The organism is Arcobacter sp. LA11, from assembly GCF_001895145.1.
GTDB lineage: Bacteria > Campylobacterota > Campylobacteria > Campylobacterales > Arcobacteraceae > Halarcobacter.
The window spans coordinates 188,214-209,901 of record NZ_BDIR01000004.1; the positions used below are offsets into that span (position 1 = coordinate 188,214).

Sequence of the window (21,688 nt, forward strand, 5' to 3'; positions counted from 1 at the left end):
TTATTTTCTCACCTTTTTAATTTATATGTTAATAGATATATTATAGAACCGGTGATTTAATAACCATCATTTTTTCATTTGAACACTCTTCCATAGAGTGGTGAATTCCACCAAGTCCAAGTCCTGAAGCTTTTGCTCCTCCAAATGGCATCCAGTCAACTCTAAATGCAGTATGGTCATTTACCATTACAGCAGTGCCATTTAATCTTTTTACAGCTCTTAAGGCAGTGTCAATATTTTTTGTAAATACAGCTGCTTGGAAAGATACCTCTAATTGGTTTGCTCTATCAAATGCTTCTTCAATATTAGAATATGAATAAACACAAACAACTGGTCCAAATACTTCTTTTGTAGAAACTAAAGCATCATCAGCAGGGTTAAGAATTACAGTAGGCTCATAACAAGATGCAGAAATTCTATTTCCACCAGTTAAGATTTTCCCACCTTTTTCTTTTGCTTCGTTAACCCATTCTTCAACTCTATTTACTTCGTTATTATTAATTAATGGTCCAACTTCAGTTTTAGGGTCTAATTGATTACCCACAACTAATTTAGATGCATAAGAAGAAAGTTTAGCTGCTACTTCATCAACAATTGATTCATGTACAAATACTCTTTGAACAGATACACAAACTTGACCAGCGTGGTAGAAACCACCTTTTCCAATAGAAGGAATTAAGTCATCAATATCTGCATCAGGCTCAACAATAACTGGTGCAACTCCACCATGCTCTAATGCAACTCTCGTACCTTGAGCAACTTTTGAGTTTAAGTACCAACCAACAGCACCAGAACCAATAAATGTTAAAGCATTTACTTTTGGTGATGTAGCTAATAATTCTCCACCTTTTCTATCACAAACTACAGCTTGAGCCCAACCTTTAGGAAGCCCAGCTTCTTCTAAAATTTCAACTAATCTAATAGCTGACATTGGAGTTTGAGTAGCAGGTTTAATAATAACAGAACAACCAACAGCAATTGCAGGAATTACTTGGTGTACTGCTAAGTTAAATGGGTGATTAAATGCAGAAACTGCAGCAACAACACCAATAGGTTCTTTGAAAGTATAAGCCATTCTATTAGCTGATGATGCTGTATGACCCATAGCAACTTCTTTACCTTCTTGAGCTCCTAAAGCTTCAATAGCAAGCTTAACACCATTGATTGCACGTGCAACTTCAACTTGAGAATCAATCCAAGGTTTTCCACCTTCAGATGCACAAAGTTTTGTTAATTCATCAACTTGTGATGACATAATTTCAACAACTTTTTCTAAAATCTCAACTCTTTTGTATTTAGGAAGAGCATTTTTATGATTATCGAAAGTTGTTCTAGCTAAATCTAAAGCTGTTTCTACTTCAGCTACTGATCCAAATGGAACTTCTCCAACAACACTATCATCAAATGGTGATGTTACTTCAATTGTACTCATTATTATCCTTCTTTTTAAAATTTTTTCTTATTATATCATACAAGCTTTTTTAGCTAGTAATTCATTTAAAATTGTATGGTTAAGTGAATAATCAACTGCAAGGTCGATTAAGTGAACACCTTTTGAGTTAACACATTTTTCTAAAGTTTCTTCAAAATCTTCACAAGAAGTTGGTCTATATCCATTTGCTCCAAATGATTCAGCAAATTTAACGAAATCAGGGTTACCTAAATCAAGTCCAAAGTTATCGAATCCCATACCAGATTGTTTCCATTTAATCATACCGTAAGCATTATCATTAAGAATAACTACTGTTAAGTCAAGTCCAAGTCTTACAGCTGTTTCCATCTCTTGGTCATTCATCATGAATCCACCATCACCACATACAGCAACAACTTTTGAATCAGGTTTTACCATTTTTGCAGCCATTCCAGATGGAAGTCCAGCTCCCATAGTTGCAAGTGCATTATCTAAAAGAAGAGTGTTTGGTTGTGCACATCTGTAGTTTCTTGCAAACCAGATTTTATATACACCATTATCTAAAGTAACAATATCTTTATCATCTAAAGTTTGTCTAATTGTTCTAACTGCCTTTTGAGGTAAGATTGGGAATCTTGTGTCACCAAAGTATTTTGCAAGTCTAGTTCTAATTTCTTCAGCAAGTCTAATGTAATAATCAAAATCCCAGTGCTCTTGTTTAGAAATAGCATTTGTCATTGACTCAATATTTCCTGCAATGTCTCCTAATATATCTAGTTGTGGGAAGTAAGTATCATCAACTTCTGATGGGAAGAAATTAACATGTAAAACTTTTGTAGCTCCCTCTTCATTTTCCATAAAGAATGGTGGTTTTTCAATTACGTCGTGACCAACATTGATAATTAAGTCAGCTCTTTCAATTGCACAATGAATAAAATCATCTTTTGATAGTGCCGCAGTTGATAAACATAACTTATGATTTTCATCAATTACACCTTTACCCATTTGAGTAGAAAAGAATGGAATTCCTGTTTCATTAACGAAGTCAGCTAAAGCAGAACCAATTCTTGTTCTATTTGCTCCACCACCAACACACAATAATGGTCTTTTTGCTTTTTCAATCATTTTAACAGCTTCTGCTACAGATGATTTATCTGCTTTTGGATACTTGTAGCTGTGAACTGGATATATATTATCTTCTACATCTTCTTCTGCTGAAATATCTTCAGGGAATTCAATATGAACTGCACCAGGTCTTTCAGTTGTGGCAATTTTAAATGCTTCTCTAATCATTGAAGGTACATTATTACCATTTACAACTTGTTTAGCGTATTTTGTCATAGGTTTCATCATTCCTACGATATCAACGATTTGGAATCTACCTTGTTTAGATTTTTTAATTGGTTTTTGCCCTGTAATCATAAGCATTGGCATACCACCAAGTTGTGCATATGCTGCTGCTGTTGCAAAGTTAGTAGCTCCAGGTCCAAGTGTTGAAATACATACTCCAACTTTTCCTGTTAATCTTCCATAAGTTGCAGCCATAAACCCTGCACCTTGTTCATGTCTTGTTAAAATCAGTTTGATTTTATCTGATTTTCTAAGAGCTTCTAGTAAGTCTAGATTTTCTTCCCCTGGAATACCAAAAATATACTCAACACCTTCATTTTCTAACGCTTTTATAAATAAGTCTGATGCGTTCATTGTCTCTCCATTTTTTTTTATAAATTATATATCGCAGTTTCCCACAATTTCTTTTAAAAGTTGTTAAAAGTTCTAAAAATGTTACCAAGCTGTAACATTTTTTAAATAAGTGCGAATAAACGACACAGTCGTACTTTTAATATTATATCTAGTTTAAATTAAATTAGTAAAATGACTTATTAATATTAGAAAAATTGTTATAAAAATTGTATATTATTTATAGTTGTGAATATTAAATAATATCTATTTAGAGCTCTTGTTTTGTAATACTTTTAAAATAGGTTCGTCTGTTTTTTTAGTTTGGATTGTAAATTCATCATTTTCATATCGTAGGGAAATATAAGCTTCTTCATTTTCTTCATTTTTTAAAATAAAAGCATTTTCTCTATCATATGCAATATCTGTAAAACCAATTTTGTGATATTGTTCTTCTAACTCTTTTTTTAATGATTTAAAAGTAACTTTTTGTTTATCATGAATGATTATTTTATATAGGTCTTTTTGCTTTTTTTCAATTATATTTCTTACTGTTTCAGGTTCATTTTTAATGACTTTATTTAAAGGTCTAGGTTTAATATACAAGTATGCACTTGATAGAGCACTTATTGAGAAAACTGTTATAAATACATTTAATAATGAATAAAGAATATTAAGATTTGGTGAAATAAGTTTTATTAAAAATTCAATTAATAGAGAATAAACTAATCCTACACTAACAGAAAAAATTAATGGAAATAAAATTATTGTAAATAATATTAAGAGAGTATGTCCTTTTGTATTTTTCCAAGAATTATAAAAAGAAGAATCTTCATCACAGGCAATTGCTGGATATATAAAAGATAATCGTGCTGTTAATATAATCGCTATAAATATTGCTATAAATACTCCTACAGAAGGTATAAATACAAGAAGCATTACGGGTATCGCAATAATTATCATCATTAGTATACTTTTAAATAAAAATTTAAATTCTCTTAATCCAAAAATGTATGAGCCAAATTTAGGAACAGATGAAGACCCTAAAATTGCAATTCTGTGTGTGGTAATTGCTATAGAAAGGTTTGTCATTATTAATATAAAAACTAATACTAAAGATAGAATAGACTCATTTGTAGATAAATCTATGTTTTCTACATCTATATCTGTAGGGGTAATAAATTGTGGTAAATAAAAATTTATAATAGATATCAATATTATAGGTATAAGTAATTTTTGTAAAAGTGATTGGCTATTTTTAAAAACAGTATCAAAAGTATTTACAATAATTTTTTTATACAAGACTTTAATCCATAAGATAATTTCTAGGATTATAACTGAAATAATTTTAATTTTTATTTAAACTAAAAACTAAAATAAAATGCGTAATTTATTTGTAATTTTGAAAACTAGAAGATGAAATTATCTTAAATCTCATCTTTTATTTGGTTTAAATCTTCAATTTTCTTTATATATTGACCTTTTTTAGATTCTACAAAATCAATTCTATCTTTGTTTATTTCAAGATATTGGTTTTTTGAATATTGAATAATTTTAAATAAGTAGTTTCTTTTTGATGTTAAAAAGTCCTCAATTTTTTCAAATCCAAAATTTGTTTTTAATTTTGTAAGAACTTCATCTTCTCTTGGATGATAAACTGAGAATTTTGTTGGTTCTTTTTCATATAATAAAACTGATTCAGCTATTTGTTGTTCAAAATGAGCAATTGTAGCTTGTGTAGTTTGGATATATGAATAAGAGAGTGCTCCATTAAAATAAGCAAACTTTTTTCTAAGAGCTGAAATATTTTCTAAAATAGCTCTATGGTAAGATCTTAAAACATTTTCATATACTTTTGCTGCAAAGTGTCTTGTTGTAGAGAACTCTGCATCTGATGCAATTTCTCTATGTTTTTTTATTAACTCATAAGGTTCTTGCCATCGGTGAACTCTATTTTTTACATTTCTATAAACATTTCTAAATGCTTCATCAGAATTAAGCTCTATTTCTTTTAGTTGCTTAATTGCACGTTTAAACATTTTATCTACTGTTTGATCATCATAAAATAAGTTTTTATATACATTATCAGAATCAATCCAGTAAGTATCATATTCTATTTTTTCAAAATTGTCTTTACTTAAAAAACCAGCCTTTTTTTCATATCTAAATGCTTTTTGTTTTTTAACACTTTTATATGTTTCGTGTGCCATTTTTTCCATAATTGCTTCAAGAGAGTTATATATTCCAAATAACTCTTTAGAGTAGGTTTTATGAATATTTTCGAAGTCAGCTAAAATATCTTCTTCTGAATTTTTTAGGATTTCACATAAAGAATCATATACTCCAATAATTGTTTCATTTTCTTTTATTAAAATATCACAAATACCTTTTAAATCTTTTTTGATTGCAAATTCTTTAGACTCTTCTGCTTGCGGTCGTATAGTATTATTAATAAAGTTTAGGATTTCTTGTATATTTGATTCTTCAAACATTTTATCATTGTTTGATGTATCTAAATTATTAATTTTTTCTAAATCACCATAGTATTCATCAAGGTCTTTTGCAATAGAAGCTATATTACCACTTAGTGCATTTCTTATATTTTGTAAAAGTTTATCTTGTTTATCTTTTATTAAAACATCTTGATGATGCGCTCTTGATTCTAATGCCATTTTAGCTGATATAGGAGTAACTTGTGCAAAGTATTGAGAAAATTTTTCACTTACATATTTAGTTGTTGTATCTATTTGTTCTTGTGAAAATTTATCTTTTTGATTTAGGACACAAAGAGATTTATTTTTAAAGTGTTCCATATATTCTTCTAATACTTCTGCTTCTGACATTTTCCCTGCATTATCAATTAAAGTTAACCAGATAATTCCTCCAACATCTCTTAGAACTCTTCTTGTCGTATCTGTATCACTTTGTGATTGAGAGTTTAGACCTGGAGTATCAACAAAAGAGATATCTTTTAAAATATCCATAGGTGCATAAAGTGTAAGATATTTAATATCACTCATTTCATTTTGTCTTTGATCTGTAAAATCAGAAATTGCATCAATCGGAGCATATTCTTGCGCACCTGAATAATATGTGATTTTTAATTTATATTCTTCTCCATAATTTATAAAATTTACTTTAGAAGTAACCGGAGTAATTCCTGTTGGTAAGATATTACGTGATAATAAAGCATTTAAAAATGTAGATTTCCCTGAAGAAAATTGTCCAGTAATTGCGATTTCCATTGGATATCTTGCACGTCTAATTTGTTTATCTAAAATAGATTTTAATTGCATTGATGGTAAAAATTTAGATTCAAGAAGTTTATCACTAATTTTTTTTATCTCTCCAACTAATCCTTCTTCATAAAGTGTTTCTTGTTCAGTAAATTTATCATTGTATTCTTTTACAAAACTACTTAAAATACTCATGATTTAAGTCCTTTGTTGATTAATTCAAGTTTTTTAATTTTTTTATGAATATTAATTGTCATTTCATCCTTATTTACTTCATTTTCTTCAAATGTTGCAATTCTATCTTGAAGTGACTTTTCATCTTTTTTTAGTTTATGTTCAAAAACTTTTAGAGGTTCAGCAATTTCTTTAAAGAAATTTTCTATTAATATTTGAGAGACTGAATTTGCTTTTTCTTTTATATTATTTTCAATAGGATTAAATTCGTCTTTTATATAAATTTCAATATTTCTATCAAGTTCAGGAAGTTTATTTGCCTTACTTTTTGATACTTCATTTACAATTTTTGAAATTAATACTTCATTTGATGAAGTTAAAAAACCTGCTTTAAAATCATCTTGAAAAAATCCTCTAGCATCAAAGTTGTCATTTTTATGACCAATTACAAATCCTAAGTCTTGATATTTTTGTTCACAAATCTCACCAATACTTTGAGATTTTTTAATGAATTTATATCTATAATCTCTGATAATATCAATTATTCCATCTTTTATTGCTGTTTCTACTATAGTTTTTATTCTTGCGTTTTCTGGTTTCTTTTTTGTTTTTTCAAAAGAGTATTTTACATCAGAGAAAACTCTTTGCTTAATTATATTTTTTAAGTCAATAAGTTCTGTACTTAAAAAAGTTTCTAATGTTTGAATATAGTTTTTTGCATCATTTTTATATATATTAATATCTTCATTCATAGCTTTGAAGATTTTTTCATTTGCATCTTTTTTCTTATTAAAATCTGCTAAATCAGCTTCTAACTCATCTTTTGATTTTGATAATAAAATTAATTCATAGTTAAAAGATTTTAACTCTTTTTCAATAGTTTTTACTAATTGAGTTTTTGCACCTTTAATAATCAAGTCAGATTTTGAAGAATCAATTCCAAAAAGTGTTTCATCAAGATATTCTTCAATTTCTAAGATACCTGTGTCTTCTAAATTATATCCAGCGTCTATTGCTTCTTTACTTTTTCCAGTTCGGTGAAGTAAAGCCATTTTTCCAGAAATTGGAATAAATTTAATACTATTTAGAATGTAATCTAGTTTACTATCTTTGTTTTGTGCTTTTAATTGTCTTTGGATTGAAGATTTTGTATAGTTAATTACTTCTTCTAATTGCTCTTTTGAAACTGTATCTGCTCTTGTAATTACAACAAGTAGTTTTGTAATATTTTGATAAAGTAGGGCATCAATTATAAACTCAACATCTTTAAGTGTTGCACTTTGAGATACATTCATTAAGTGAAGCATTAAGTCACATTGTGCTAGATATTCTTTTGTAATTTCTTCTCTTTGTATAACTGGATCATCTAATCCTGGTGTATCAACTATTTCTATACCATCACTTAAAAAATTTAAATCGGATTTTAATTCTACATATTTTATTAAATTACATTTTTTACCACTTGCTTCTGCTGAGGTATAAGCTGCAAGATTGTTTATATCAACATTTTCACTATGAGATTCTTCTTTTATTAAAGTTGTTAACTCCTCACCAAAAATATTTTTTGTTTCATTTACAAACTCTTTTATAGAATCAATTTCATTTGCCGTGTTTTCAATTCTATTCCATTCATCTTTATTCCAATAAAAAACATTTGCTTCTGGTTTTCCATGTTTCACAATTGTTAAATTTGCTGTCTCAGGAACAACTGCACTACCAAGTATCTCTTGTCCCATTAAGGCATTTAACATGGTAGATTTACCAGCATTCATAACACCTGTAATTCCTATAGAGAACTTTTGATTATCTAAATAGTTTGATGTTTGTATTAGTTCTTCTTTGAAATCTTTTGAATTAAATACATCTCGTAGTTCAAGTATTAAATCATCTAATTCTAATCTTGCTTCTTTAAAGGGTTTTCTGTCTTCAATTATTAGCTCATCTTCAACGTCCATTTCATCATTACAAACTGCTAATTCTTCAGGGTCAAATAATGAAACAAGTTTTTTATAATCAGAGTTTTTAATTATATTTTCTTTTTTTAAATATTCAAAGCTTTCATGCATTTTTTCTATTTGGCAATTTTTAGTATCATTTTCAATTGCATCAATAATACAATATTGAAGTTGATATAGTTCATCTAGATTTTTAACATCTTTATTTGTGATTTTTGTAACAAGTTTTTTAAAACTATTTAAAGTAATAAATTTCTCGTAGTCTTTTCTTGTTGCACAAAGTATAAGTGATGCAATATCAAAAAATTCTTCTTTATCTTTATTTTCTGTTGTTCCATATGTTGTAGTTTGTTCTACATTCATACCATGATATAATAAGAAATAGTCATTAGCTAAGCTCAAAGTATGCCTCCACTATTTGAAGTTTAAAAATTATTTAAATTTTTTTATTAATTTTGTATAGTATATAAATACAAAAAGTTAATCACCCTTCAAAATTTAGGGTAATTAACTTTTTTTACTTTTGTTTATATGAGAGGAGTTTCCTCTCATATAATTATCTTAGAGCTACTAATTTTCTTCTTAAGTAAGCAATTTTATTTTGTAATGGTAAGTGTTTTGGACAATGATCTTCACAAGCAAGTAAAGACATACAACCAAAGATTCCATCGTCATCTCCGATTAATTCATAGAAGTCTTCTGCTGTTCTCTTATCATGAGGATCAACTTCAAATCTTGCAACTCTGTTCATTCCAACAGGTCCAACGAAATTTGGTCTCATTAACATAGTACCACAAGAAGCAACACAAATACCACACTCAATACATCTATCTAATTCAAATGTTTGGTCAGCAATATCTGGATCAACTCTCTCTTCCATTTTTGCAATATCAGTTTCTTCACCATTATCAACAATCCATGATTCAACTCTTTTAGACATTGCATCCATCCATTTACCAGTATTTACTGATAAATCTTTGATTAATTCAAATGCTGGCATAGGAAGAAGTGTTAATTTTCCTTCTGGATAATTAGCAATAAGTGTTCTACACGCAAGTGCTGGTTTACCATTTACTACCATACCACAAGAACCACAGATTCCTGCTCTACATACGAAGTCAAAAGATAAGTCAGGGTCATATTCTTCTCTAATTTTCATTAAAGCAATGAAAAGAGTCATACCTGGAGTCTCTTCTAATTTATAATCCACGTAGTGAGGTTTAGAAACCGCACTTCTTGGATTAAACTTAAGTACTGATATCGTTATTTCTCTACCTTTTTCTACGCTCATTACTTATCTCCTGCTCTTTCATTTTTCTCTTTGTAGTTCATTGGTAAACTAAATGGCATTAATGCATCTTGGATTTCGTGTCTATCTTTTCCTTCTGCTTCCATTTTTTCTTTTAAAGTATCAACTTCTTCTTGTCTCTTAGCTGATAATTCATTTTCTATAATCATACCTTTAGCACCATAACCTCTAAATGCTGGAGGCATTTCCATAGTCATGATATCTAGGTCTTCGTATGTTACAGTTGGTTGAGTATCATCTTCACTTGGCCAAGAAGTAAGTGTTCTATTTAACCAATTTGCATCATCTCTTTTTAGGTAATCTTCTCTATAATGAGCACCTCTAGATTCTGTTCGCTCACGTCCACCTTTAGCAACACAAAGTGCAACTTTAAGCATTCTTGGAACTCTATATGCTTCTTCTAATTCAGGGTTACCAACTCTTTCTTTAGATTTAACATTAATTTGTTTTGTTTTCTTTAACAGTTCTTCTAATTCATCAACAGCTTCAGCTAGTCCAGTACCATCTCTAAAAATACCAACTTTTTGATCCATTAGGTTTTGCATTCTATTTTTGATTCTGAAAATATCTTCAGTACCATTATATGCTAGAATTTCATCAAGATATGCATCTTGTTTATCAAGTGCTTTTTGTACTGTTGCAGTTGGAATTGTTACATCATTTGCTAAACAATAATCAGCAAAATAGTTACCAATAATCATACCAGCAACAACTGTTTCAGAAACTGAGTTTCCTCCAAGTCTGTTAAATCCATGCATATCCCAACAAGCAGCTTCACCACAAGCGAATAATCCACTTAAATTTTGAGATTCACCAGTTGGTTTAGTTCTGATACCACCCATAGAGTAATGTTGCATAGGAAGAACTGGTGCCCATCCTTTTTTACCTTCATCTGCTGGATCAATACCATTAAAGATTTGACAAATTTCTTGAACATCTCTTAAGTTCTTTTCAATATGTTCTCTTCCTAAGATTGATATATCTAACCAAATGTGATCACCATATGGAGAAGGTACACCTTTACCATTTCTAATGTGTTCAATCATTCTTCTAGATACAACGTCTCTTGAAGCAAGCTCTTTTTTCTCTGGCTCATAATCTGGCATAAATCTGTGACCGTCAACATCTCTTAAGATTCCACCATCACCTCTACAACCTTCAGTTAATAAAATACCTGATGGTACAATTGGTGTTGGGTGAAATTGAACTGCTTCCATGTTTCCTAAAGTTGCAACACCAGTTTCAAGTGCAATTGCAGCTCCAATACCTTCACAGATAACAGCATTTGTTGTTTGTTTAAATACTCTTCCATATCCACCAGTTGCAATACAAGTACCTTTTGCAACGTAAGCTTCTAATTCACCAGTAATTAAATCTCTTACAATAGAACCATAACATCTTCCATCTTCATGAATTAGTGATAAAGCTTCTTTTCTATCTCTAATATCTACATCATGTTTTAAAGCTTCATTTGCAACACCAAATAACATAGTATGTCCAGTTGCATCTGCTGTGTAACATGTTCTCCATTTTTTAGTACCACCAAAGTCTCTTGACATAATTAAACCATGTCTATCAGCATCTTCAGTAATAGTTGTTTTCTTAGCATTAATAACTGCTTCTCTTGAACCTTCTCTAACTCTAGTCCAAGGCACACCCCAAGATGCTAATTCTCTAATAGCTTTTGGTGCAGTGTGTACGAACATTCTAGCAACATCTTGATCACATCCCCAGTCAGAACCTTTTACAGTATCTGCAAAGTGTAAATCTTCGTTATCACCATCTGACATTTTAGAGTTACCTAAAGATGCTTGCATACCACCTTGTGCAGCAGCACTATGTGATCTTTTTACAGGAACTAATGATAAAACGATAGTGCTTAAGCCTTTTTTCTGTGCAGCAACTCCAGCTCTTAAACCAGCAAGTCCTCCACCAATAACTAGTGCATCACAATAATTAATTTTCATTACGCAACTCTCCCATCATTAATTTTATATTCTAAATATGCTGTTGGTTGATATCTTTCTCCTACTTTTCCAGCAGCAGCATTATCCATACCGATTTTCATATATGCAGCAAGTGTTGTAAAGCCTAAGATTAAGAAGAACCAAGTTAATGCTTTTTTCCATGTTTTTAGTTTTGCTCTTGCAGCTTTTGGATCATTTCCATCAAACCATCCCCATTTTACAGCTAATCTATAAAGACCTATTGTTCCATGGAATTCAACTGCTAATAATAAAAGAATATATAAAGGCCACATCCATTCAGACCATACTCTATCAGCAGATGCATAAGGACCAATTGCATCAGAGTTTGTCATAATAATGTAAAGGTGAATAGAACCTAAGAAGAACATCGCAAAACCAGTAAATGCTTGGATAAACCAAAGTTTTGTATCTTCATGATCCATATTATCTGCATGTGCTTTCATTACTTGGTATTGTTTAAAATTACCTGGAAGTTTTCTCATTCCCATTGCAGCATGTGTAATAAAAATTACAAAAATTACGAATGCAACGATAGATACTAAAATTGGACTTCCTCCATCGAATATAAAACTAGCTTCTAGAAGTTTTGTAACAGCGTACATAAAATCTTTACTAATTAAAATAGACGATACTAATAACATATGTCCCCACATAAAAAGACCTAAAAATAATCCAGTCGCACTTTGAATATAATCAAGCTTTGCTGGCATTCTACTCTTTTTTCTCTCTACAGTCTTCCCTAAATAACCTTCTATTAGGTCACTCATTTGACATCCTTTCCTGTGAATTTGTTTATGATTTTAATAGCACGAGTATAGCGAAAAAGTGCTTATAAATGGGAGCGGAATTATGTAAAAGTTATGTACAATTGTTGTGCATGATGTACATTTGTAAATTAAAAAAGCCCTATTACTAGGGCTTTTTGAAGTATGCATAAAATATAGAGAATTTTAAAAAATTATGCACATATGTTACTAATCAACTCATCAATTATTTTAGAAATAATGATTGAATTGACATTTGTGTAATATTGATTAAAGTATCAATATTTAATACTGGAATAAAGAATACAATAGCACTACCAATACCACCAAGTACAGTAATTATTGCTAAAAATGCAATCGCGTAAGTAGATATTCTTTTATCATTAAAATCATTAACAACACATTCTTCTTTTGTTGGATAAAAATACATCATAGCAATAAGCTTGAAGTAATAGTAAACTGAAACAAAAGTTGCAATGATTGCTAATACTGCAAGGGCTGCATATCCAGCATTTATTGCTTCAGTAAATACATAGAATTTACCAATAAATCCAATAGTTGAAGGAATTCCTGCAAGTGAGAATAAGAAAATTGTCATCATAGCAGCTAAGAAAGGTCTCTCTTTTGCTAAACCTTTAAAGTCATCATATGTAACTCTTACTTTTGTTTCAGAGATGATATGCGAAATAATACCAAATGAACCAAGAGCAGATAAAAGATATGCAATTAAATAAAATACAGTTGAATAGGCACTATGGATATTTTGTCCTAAAGATATAAATGCTAATAATAAATACCCTGTGTGAACAATCGATGATGCTGCAAGCATTCTTTTTACAATATTTTGTGTAATTGCTAACCAAGTACCAAATACTAAAGTAAATATAGTAATTACATAGATAATTGAATCCCAGAAGTCAATCATTGGTTGTAAATCTTGTAATATTGCTCTTAAGAAAAATGAGAAAATTGCAATTTTAAATGTTGATGCCATATATGCAGTAATAATCATTGGTGCACCACGATAAACATCTAATACCCATGATTGGAATGGAAATGCTGCAACTTTAAATAAGAATGTAAATAAAATTAATGTAAATCCAATATATACAAGTGCTAAATCAGAATTACTATGTGTTGAAACAAATGTTGCAATTTCACTTAAGTTTGTAGTTTGAGTTGCTCCATAAACTAGTACAACCCCTAATAAATAGAAGGCACCAATAAATGATCCTAAAACTAAGTATTTAAATATTGCTTCAATTCTTTTACTATCTTCTGAGTTATAACCAACCATGATATAAACTGCAAATGAAGCAACTTCTAATGCAATATATGCAGTAACTAACTCATTTGCATTTGCTAATAACATCATACCAAACAGTGCAAACATTAAAATTGAGAAGAACTCACCTTTAAAGTATGATCTTGCTTGGAAATAGTGTTCCCCAATAAGTAGTGTTAATAAAGTACCAATAATTAATAAAATATTAAAAAAGTTTGAAAAAGTATCAAATATAACTACATCATTGAATATTGAAGTATATGGTTTTACTGAATATAATTCTCCAAATGGAATAAATGCTAAAATTAAAGCTAACACTAATACAATAGAAGAAACGGTAATATATGTTTTTGTACTGAATTTATCTTCGTACATACTCATAAACATTAAACCAACTGCTGATATTAATATTAATACAGCAGGTAATATATGTATCATTTCACTCATTTTGTTGCTCCGATTTGTAAAATATCATTTAAATAATGAGTAACTGTTGGCTCAAATTTATCTATAAATACATCTGGATAAATACCCATTAAGAATACAAGAAAAACCCAAGGTGCTAATCCAACAATTTCTTTAATTTTTAAGTCTCTAAATTTAAGTGGTTCACCAACTCTATCTTGTAAAATTGCTCTTTGGAACATCCATAACATATATGAAGCACCAATAATAACTGTAAGAGCTGAAATATATCCTAGAGTGTGGTTAAATTCATAAATACCAAAGATAATTAATAATTCAGAAACAAAACCATTTGTTCCTGGTAATCCAACATTTGCAAAAAGCATAATTGCAAAAATTGTAGTAAATATTGGTGCACCTTTAGCAAGTCCACCTAAATCTTTAATAGTTTTATATCCTGTTTCATCATGAATTAAACCAACTAGTAAGAATAAAGCACCAGTTGCAATTGCATGAGCAATAATTAAATATAAAGCTCCATTAATACCAAAGGCATTAAGTGAGAAGATACCTGCTGCTATAAAACTTAAATGCGATGCAGAAGAATAAGCAAACATTCTTTTAATATCATCTTGCATAAGTGCAGCAATACCAAAGTAAATAAGACCAAATAATCCAATAAATACAAACCATGTTGAGAATTCTATATAAATCTCAGGAAAAATTGGAATTAAGAATCTAACTATTGCATATACCCCAAGTTTTGCCATAATAGAAGATAATAAGAAAACAGCACCAGTTGGAGCATTTTTATACGTTTCCATAATCCATGTATGTAATGGGAATATTGGAATCTTAATAGCAAATGCCGAAAGGAATGCTAAAAATAACCACATTTTTTCACTATAAGTTAAGATAGTTATATTAGTTAAGTTATCATATTGGAAAGACCAAATTCCAAACTCATTATGATAAGCAACTCCTAGGTATAAAATAGCTACGAACATTAATAAAGAACCAGCCATTGTATATACAGTTACTTTAATTGTTGTAAAGATTTTTTCACCAAATCCATAGATACCAATCATTAAGAATACAGGTAAAAGCATTACTTCCCAGAAGAAATAGAATAGAATAACATCTAATGCTAATAGTGTTCCTGTAACACCAGTTTGAACAAGAAGCATATTAATCCAATATCCTTTTGTTCTACCTTCCCATAATAATAGATATGCAGTAGGAATTAATATTGCAATCATCATTAAAATAGTTAATGAGAAACCATCAACACCAATATAATAATTAATACCATATGAAGCAATCCATGGTACATTTGTAACAAATTGCATACCTGCACTTGGTTCAAAATCAATGTAAATTTTAAGTACAAGTGCTAATATAACTGTTGTAGTTAAAAATGCAATATTTCTAACTGTCTCTACGTGTTTCGTAGTAATCATTAAACCAAAAGCAATAACTGCTGGTATAAAGATAATAAATGATAAAATATTTGCACTCATCTTATAGTCCTAAAGAAATATATAAATAAACAAATACACAACTCATACCAACTAACATGAAGGTTGCGTAAAATCTTACGTTTGCATTTTGTAATGCTGCAACTTTTTTACCAAAAGTGATAAACTGGTTACAAGTTCCCATAATAAAGCCATCAATAATTTTATCATCTAAAGTTTTATCAATAAAAGTTGAAACTTTTTTAGAAAATTGAACAAATATTCTGTCGTATAATTCATCAACATAGAATTTGTTTCCAATTAGACCGGTCTCTTCTTCTGGTTTAAATACATCAAATTCAGAGTATTTCTTGTATGCAACAAATATACCTGCTGATGCTACGGCTACAGATAAAATCATCAGAATCCATTCTGTTAAATGTGACATATGAATTTTATTTGAATTTAACATTGCTAACCAAGTATCAACCATATGCTCTCCACCTAATACTGTAGGCAGATTTAAATAACCAGCTCCTATTGCTCCCATTGCAAGAATTACAAGTGGAAAAGTAATAGTTTTAGATGTATATACATAATTTTCTAAGTGTTTATTTGGTGCAATAAATAAAATAAAGAACATTCTAAACATATAAAATGCAGTTAAAAATGCAGTGAACATTGCAATAATCCAGATTAGATATTGTCCTTCTTGGAATGCTGCTGCTAAGATTGCATCTTTAGAGAAGAAACCAGAAAGGAATGGAACACCTGAAATTGCTAATACACCAATAAAGAATGTAGCTTTAATAATAGGTAATTGTGCTCTGTGTTGTGCCATTTTAAAAATATTTTGTTCATGATGTAAGGCAATAATCATACCCCCTGCACCCATGAATAGCATCGCTTTAAAGAATGCATGTGTAAATACATGGAATAAACCAGATGAATAAAAACCAAGTCCAACAGCTATAAACATATAACCTAATTGAGACATAGTTGAATATGCAAGAATTTTTTTAATATCTGTTTGTCTTGTTGCAATAACTGCTGCTAATAATGCTGAAAATGCACCAATATATGCAATAAATGTACCAATTTCTTCAATCCCTGAATATAAGAAATGAAATCTTGCGACCATATATACACCGGCTGTTACCATTGTTGCAGCATGAATAAGTGCTGAAATTGGCGTAGGTCCAGCCATTGCATCTGGAAGCCACACATATAATGGAATTTGTGCTGATTTTCCCATCGCTCCTACAAATAGTAAGAAGCCTGATAATAGAAGTAATCCTGTTGAGGCATTAGATATATTTGCTTCAAGTGACGTAAAACTTAAGTTTACTTCTCCTAAAGCAAAGAATAATGTGATAATACCTAAAATGAATCCAAAGTCGCCAACTCTATTTGCAATAAATGCTTTGTTTCCAGCAATTACATTATCTTTATTATTGTAATAAAAAGCAATTAGTAAATAAGAACAAACTCCAACACCTTCCCATCCAATAAATAAAATTACAGGATTATCGGCTAATACTAAAATTAACATAGATGATAAAAATAGGTTAAAGTAAGCAAAGAATTTACCAAATCCATTATCTCCTGTCATATATCCAATTGCATAAATATGAATTAACCATCCTACAAAAGTTACAAACATAGACATGAAAATAGCTAAGTTATCTCCTAAGAATCCCATAGTAATATGTAAACTATCAATACTTAACCAAGTAAAAAGTTCTTGTTTATATGTAATCCCACCTTCTACCATATTTAAAAACAGACTAAGTGTAATTAAAAAAGCAATAAGAGGAGTCCCTGTACCAATAATAGAGAATACTAATTGGGGAACAGGTTTTTTCTTAATATGATAAAAATAAATTCCACCATTTAATATAGCACCTAATAAAGGAGCTAAGATAATCCATACTAACAGTGAAGTATCTATCATGCTTTCTCTCCTTGTGATAATGATGTAAAGATATCCGTATCAAGTGATTTTTTAGATCTGTATAAAAGAATAATTACAGAAAGAAAAATTGCAGCTTCCGCAGCAGCAATTGAAATTACCATAATAGTTATAATCTGTGGATCCATATTAAAATGATATCTTGCAAATGTTACTAAAAATAGATTAACTCCGTTTAACATTAATTCTATTGACATATAAATTACAAAAATATTTCTTCTTGCAATAACTCCTATAACTCCAATAGAAAAAAGAATCATAGAAACAAAAGCATATGATGTTAAACTAATCATGAATTTTCCTTATTTGTTTTTTTTCTTTTTGCTAATACTATTGAACCTACAAGTGCAACTAGCAATAAAATTGAAACAAGTTCAAATGATAAAATCCAGTCATTGTATAATTGAAGTCCAATTGGCTTAATATCTCCAAAATCACCTTCTTTAATATTCATATCTGCATTTGGTAAGTTTGAAACAGCTTTTAATATTACAACATTAAAAGGAATCATTACTAGTGCTCCAATACCAATTAAGAAGTATTTTTTGGGCTCTTTAGGAAGATTTTCTTCTTTAATATTAAGAAACATTAGTAAAAATAAAATCAATGTCATAATCGCACCAGCATATACAATAATTTGAACCATAAAAAGGAAAGTTGCATTTAATAGTGCAAATAGTCCCGCTACTGCTAAAATAGATACTAATAATCCCAGTGCTGAATACATTGGGTTTTTATATACTAACATCATAATTCCACCCATTATTGCTAAAAAACTAAGGGCAATAAAAATTAAATTACTCATTATCAAAATCCTTTGAACGTTCATTTGCCATTAAGTGTTTTTTATCTAATACAAAATCTTCTCTTTTACTAGCTGTAAAACTAAAGATACCAGTATCCATTCTAATTGCATCACATGGACAAGCTTCTACACAATATCCACAAAATACACACTCAAGTAAATCAATTTTGAACTCTTTAGGTCTTTTTTCTGCTACTTCATCAAATCTTTCTTCAGCTTCAATAAAAATACATTGAGCTGGACAAGCTGTTGCACACATATAGCACGCAACACATTTTTCACTTTCATCTTCCCATTTAGTTAGACGATGAACTCCCCTATATCTATCTGTAATATCATCAGGTTGAACTTCTGGATATTGCATAGTTTTTAGTTTTGATACATCACCTAAATTTTCTTTGAAGTGAGTGAAAGTTGTTTTCATTCCTCCAAAAATTGCTGGGATATATAATCTATCTTTTAACGACTTTCCATGTCTTGGTACAATTTTAATTCCCATATTAACTTCCTGTTGCTACAACGAATATAGCAGTAATTACGATATTTAAAATAGATAATGGAATTAATACTTTCCAACCTAACATTTGTAATTGGTCATATCTAAATCTTAGTAATGTCCATCTAATCCAAATGAATACTAAACTCATCATAAAGAATTTTGCAATAAATGTTCCAATTTGAATAATTGCTACAGCTATGTTAGTTCCATTTTCTCCAAGTCCAGCAACTAAGATCAAAACCATTCCAATCATTAATATTGCAGTGATTCCTAAAAATCCTTTTACAAGAATGTTCTTTTCTCTTTGTCTTTTATCATTTGCATCTAACCAATCGTAGTTTTTATTCATCCATTTAGTTAAAAAATATGCTTTTATTGGTAGTAAAACTAATAAAACAATTGCAACGATATTCATGTTATCTTTTAACATTACCGTATCAATCCATGGTAAGTTATAACCACCAAAGAATAGTGTTACAATAATTGCAGAGGAAGCTGACATTGCCGCATATTCACCTACTTGGAATAAACCAAATCTCATAGCTGAGTATTCAGTGTGATAACCTGCAACAATTTCTGATTCACCTTCAGCAATATCAAATGGAGTTCTATTTGTTTCAGCAAAAGCAGTAACAATAAAAATTAATGCAGCTAATGGTTGCATAAAAATTCCCCATGCTGGAATAAATCCAAAAATAACTCCACTTTGTGCATGTACCATATCACCTAAATGAATTGAACCATAAGTTAGTAATATTGAAATAATTGATAGTGCCATAGCAGCCTCATATGAAATAACTTGAGCTGATGCTCTAATTCCACCTAGTAAACCATATTTATTTTCAGATGAATAACCACCTAAAATAATACCAAATACTGAAAGACCAGCAAATGCTAAAAACCACATAATTCCAAGTGTTGTAGGAATAGCTTGCATCATTTGACTCTGTCCGTCAATAACAAGATCATCAGCAAATGGAATAACCGCAAATGTTAAAAATGATGCAATAAAAACAATTGCTGGTGCAATTGTATATAGAAATTTATATTTAATATGTGAAGGAGTAAAGTCCTCTTTAAAAACAAGTTTTAACATATCTGCAATTGCTTGAATTAAACCACCAAGTCTAATCCCACCAATATCACATCTGTTTGGCCCAGTTCTATCTTGGATAAAACCTGCGACTCTTCTTTCCCACCAAACCATAATTGGAGTAGTTCCAACAGCTAGGATTTTGGCAAGAAGTATATTTACAATAATAATTACTATTGAAGCTGTATTCATAGATTACCTTTATCTACCATAGTTTTAATGTGTTCTATAATTGAAGTAATAGATTCCATAGGTCTATTTTTCTTCATTTTTGAAATTACTTTTTGTTTTGTTCCTCCAAAGTTTATATATGTTCCACTTTTTTCATAAAACGATGCAGTTGGAATTGCAACATCAGATTTATTAATAGTTTCACATTTATGAGAGAAACAGCTTATTACTTTTTTATTTTCTAATAAATTTAAGTTGTTATCAAAATAATTATTGTTTAAAATAACTACTAATGATGCTTTATCAACAAATGCATTGAAATCTTTTTCATCTTCACTTATATCTAATTCTTTAAATGCAGCTCTATTTGCACTTCTATCATTTTTCTTTAAATAGTCATCACCAAAAGATTCATCAATATGTTGTGGTGAATATCCTGTTATATTAGCATTTAATACTTTTGCTAAATTTTTTGTATTTTGCATCTCTTCTAGAGAAAGACCTGGGTCTAATACAAATAAAATGTTTTTTTCTTCAGTTAATAGTTTAAATGTTTTTGTAACTGTGTTATCAAAAACAGTTTCCGTTGAATTTATTAAAGGCGTAACAAATCTATTTTCACCTTCATTTTTGTATGACAATCTTCCCTCATCACACATAAACCATCCATTAACTTCTTTATTTGCTCTTGGCTTAAATCTAAAGATTTGATCATCTTTATATTTTTCTTTTCTATGGTCTACTGTAATATTACATCCTCTTGAACAACCATTACAAATTGCATCAAAAGTTTCTAAAAACCATACTCTTTGTTTAAATCTAAAATCTTGAGATGTAAGTGCTCCAACTGGACATAAATCTACAACGTTCATCGCATATGGATTACTTAATGGACGTCCTGGGAAAATACCAATTGTAGAGTGGTCAGCTCTATTAATAACACCTAACTCATTTGTTCCTGTAATATCTGAACAAAATCTTACACATCTTGTACAAAGAACACATCTTTCTTGGTCAAGCATAACATTGCTTCCAAGTTCGATTCTTTTTCTTGCAGTAACTTTATCATCAACTTCTACTCTAGAATCATAAAAACCTGATTCCATATAGTAATCTTGCAGTTTACATTCACCTGCTTGATCACATGTAGGACAGTCAATAGGATGATTAATAAGTTCCAGTTCTAAAATATCTCTTCTAACTTTTTCGATATTTTCACCTACTGTTCTTACAATCATTCCTTCTTTAATAGGAGTATCACACGCAATTTGTGGTCTTTTTTGACCTTCGATTTCAACCATACACATTCTACAGTTTCCATCTTTTCCTAATGCTTGGTGATAGCAAAAATGAGGAATGTGTACTTCTCTGTCCAGAAGGGCATCTATTAATAGACTACCCTTTTCTGCCTCAGTTTCATTCCCATTTATTGATAGTTTAACAAGTTCACTCATATTGTGTCATCTCCTTTTTTTGACCGCTTT

16 protein-coding genes are annotated in these 21,688 nt (G+C 29.8%); all 16 read right to left on the reverse strand.

Annotation, left to right across the window (positions count from 1 at the left end; genetic code table 11):
• Positions 1–40 precede the first annotated feature (40 nt).
• On the reverse strand, positions 41–1,432 hold the full coding sequence (locus BT997_RS05755) for an aldehyde dehydrogenase family protein (protein WP_072680500.1): 1,392 nt from the start codon (positions 1,430–1,432) through the stop codon (positions 41–43).
• 30 nt (positions 1,433–1,462) lie between these two features.
• On the reverse strand, positions 1,463–3,115 hold the full coding sequence (locus BT997_RS05760) for an acetolactate synthase large subunit (RefSeq protein ID WP_072680501.1): 1,653 nt from the start codon (positions 3,113–3,115) through the stop codon (positions 1,463–1,465).
• Positions 3,116–3,358: 243 nt separating this feature from the next.
• Positions 3,359–4,393: a hypothetical protein gene (locus BT997_RS05765; protein WP_072680502.1), complete on the reverse strand. Its 1,035-nt coding sequence runs from the start codon at positions 4,391–4,393 to the stop codon at positions 3,359–3,361.
• Positions 4,394–4,518: 125 nt separating this feature from the next.
• Positions 4,519–6,522, reverse strand: a complete 2,004-nt coding sequence (locus BT997_RS05770; protein ID WP_072680503.1) for a dynamin family protein — start codon at positions 6,520–6,522, stop codon at positions 4,519–4,521.
• Positions 6,519–8,858 (reverse strand): dynamin family protein, encoded by a 2,340-nt coding sequence (locus BT997_RS05775; RefSeq protein ID WP_072680504.1) that lies wholly within the window; start codon positions 8,856–8,858, stop codon positions 6,519–6,521. The genes BT997_RS05770 and BT997_RS05775 overlap by 4 nt, the downstream gene beginning before the upstream one ends.
• A 154-nt stretch (positions 8,859–9,012) precedes the next feature.
• Positions 9,013–9,747: a fumarate reductase iron-sulfur subunit gene (locus tag BT997_RS05780; protein ID WP_072680505.1), complete on the reverse strand. Its 735-nt coding sequence runs from the start codon at positions 9,745–9,747 to the stop codon at positions 9,013–9,015.
• Entirely contained in the window at positions 9,747–11,732 is a 1,986-nt protein-coding gene (locus BT997_RS05785) for a fumarate reductase flavoprotein subunit (protein WP_072680506.1), read from the reverse strand. The genes BT997_RS05780 and BT997_RS05785 overlap by 1 nt, the downstream gene beginning before the upstream one ends.
• Positions 11,732–12,520: a fumarate reductase cytochrome b subunit gene (locus tag BT997_RS05790; protein WP_072680507.1), complete on the reverse strand. Its 789-nt coding sequence runs from the start codon at positions 12,518–12,520 to the stop codon at positions 11,732–11,734. Before BT997_RS05790 ends, BT997_RS05785 begins: the two co-directional genes overlap by 1 nt.
• Before the next feature lie 223 nt (positions 12,521–12,743).
• Entirely contained in the window at positions 12,744–14,249 is a 1,506-nt protein-coding gene (locus BT997_RS05795; protein WP_072680508.1) for an NADH-quinone oxidoreductase subunit N, read from the reverse strand.
• Positions 14,246–15,727 (reverse strand): NuoM family protein, encoded by a 1,482-nt coding sequence (locus tag BT997_RS05800; RefSeq protein WP_072680509.1) that lies wholly within the window; start codon positions 15,725–15,727, stop codon positions 14,246–14,248. The genes BT997_RS05795 and BT997_RS05800 overlap by 4 nt, the downstream gene beginning before the upstream one ends.
• 1 nt (position 15,728) lies before the next feature.
• Positions 15,729–17,618 (reverse strand): NADH-quinone oxidoreductase subunit L, encoded by a 1,890-nt coding sequence (nuoL, locus tag BT997_RS05805; protein WP_072680510.1) that lies wholly within the window; start codon positions 17,616–17,618, stop codon positions 15,729–15,731.
• The gene (gene nuoK / locus BT997_RS05810; protein ID WP_072680511.1) at positions 17,615–17,929 is read right to left on the reverse strand and encodes an NADH-quinone oxidoreductase subunit NuoK; all 315 of its coding nucleotides are present in this window, start codon (positions 17,927–17,929) and stop codon (positions 17,615–17,617) included. The genes nuoL and nuoK overlap by 4 nt, the downstream gene beginning before the upstream one ends.
• The gene (locus tag BT997_RS05815) at positions 17,926–18,441 is read right to left on the reverse strand and encodes an NADH-quinone oxidoreductase subunit J (RefSeq protein WP_072680512.1); all 516 of its coding nucleotides are present in this window, start codon (positions 18,439–18,441) and stop codon (positions 17,926–17,928) included. Before BT997_RS05815 ends, nuoK begins: the two co-directional genes overlap by 4 nt.
• Entirely contained in the window at positions 18,434–18,940 is a 507-nt protein-coding gene (locus tag BT997_RS05820) for an NADH-quinone oxidoreductase subunit I (RefSeq protein ID WP_072680513.1), read from the reverse strand. The genes BT997_RS05815 and BT997_RS05820 overlap by 8 nt, the downstream gene beginning before the upstream one ends.
• 1 nt (position 18,941) lies before the next feature.
• Positions 18,942–20,225, reverse strand: a complete 1,284-nt coding sequence (locus BT997_RS05825; protein WP_072680514.1) for a complex I subunit 1 family protein — start codon at positions 20,223–20,225, stop codon at positions 18,942–18,944.
• Entirely contained in the window at positions 20,222–21,658 is a 1,437-nt protein-coding gene (locus BT997_RS05830) for a 2Fe-2S iron-sulfur cluster-binding protein (protein WP_072680515.1), read from the reverse strand. The genes BT997_RS05825 and BT997_RS05830 overlap by 4 nt, the downstream gene beginning before the upstream one ends.
• Positions 21,659–21,688 lie beyond the last annotated feature (30 nt).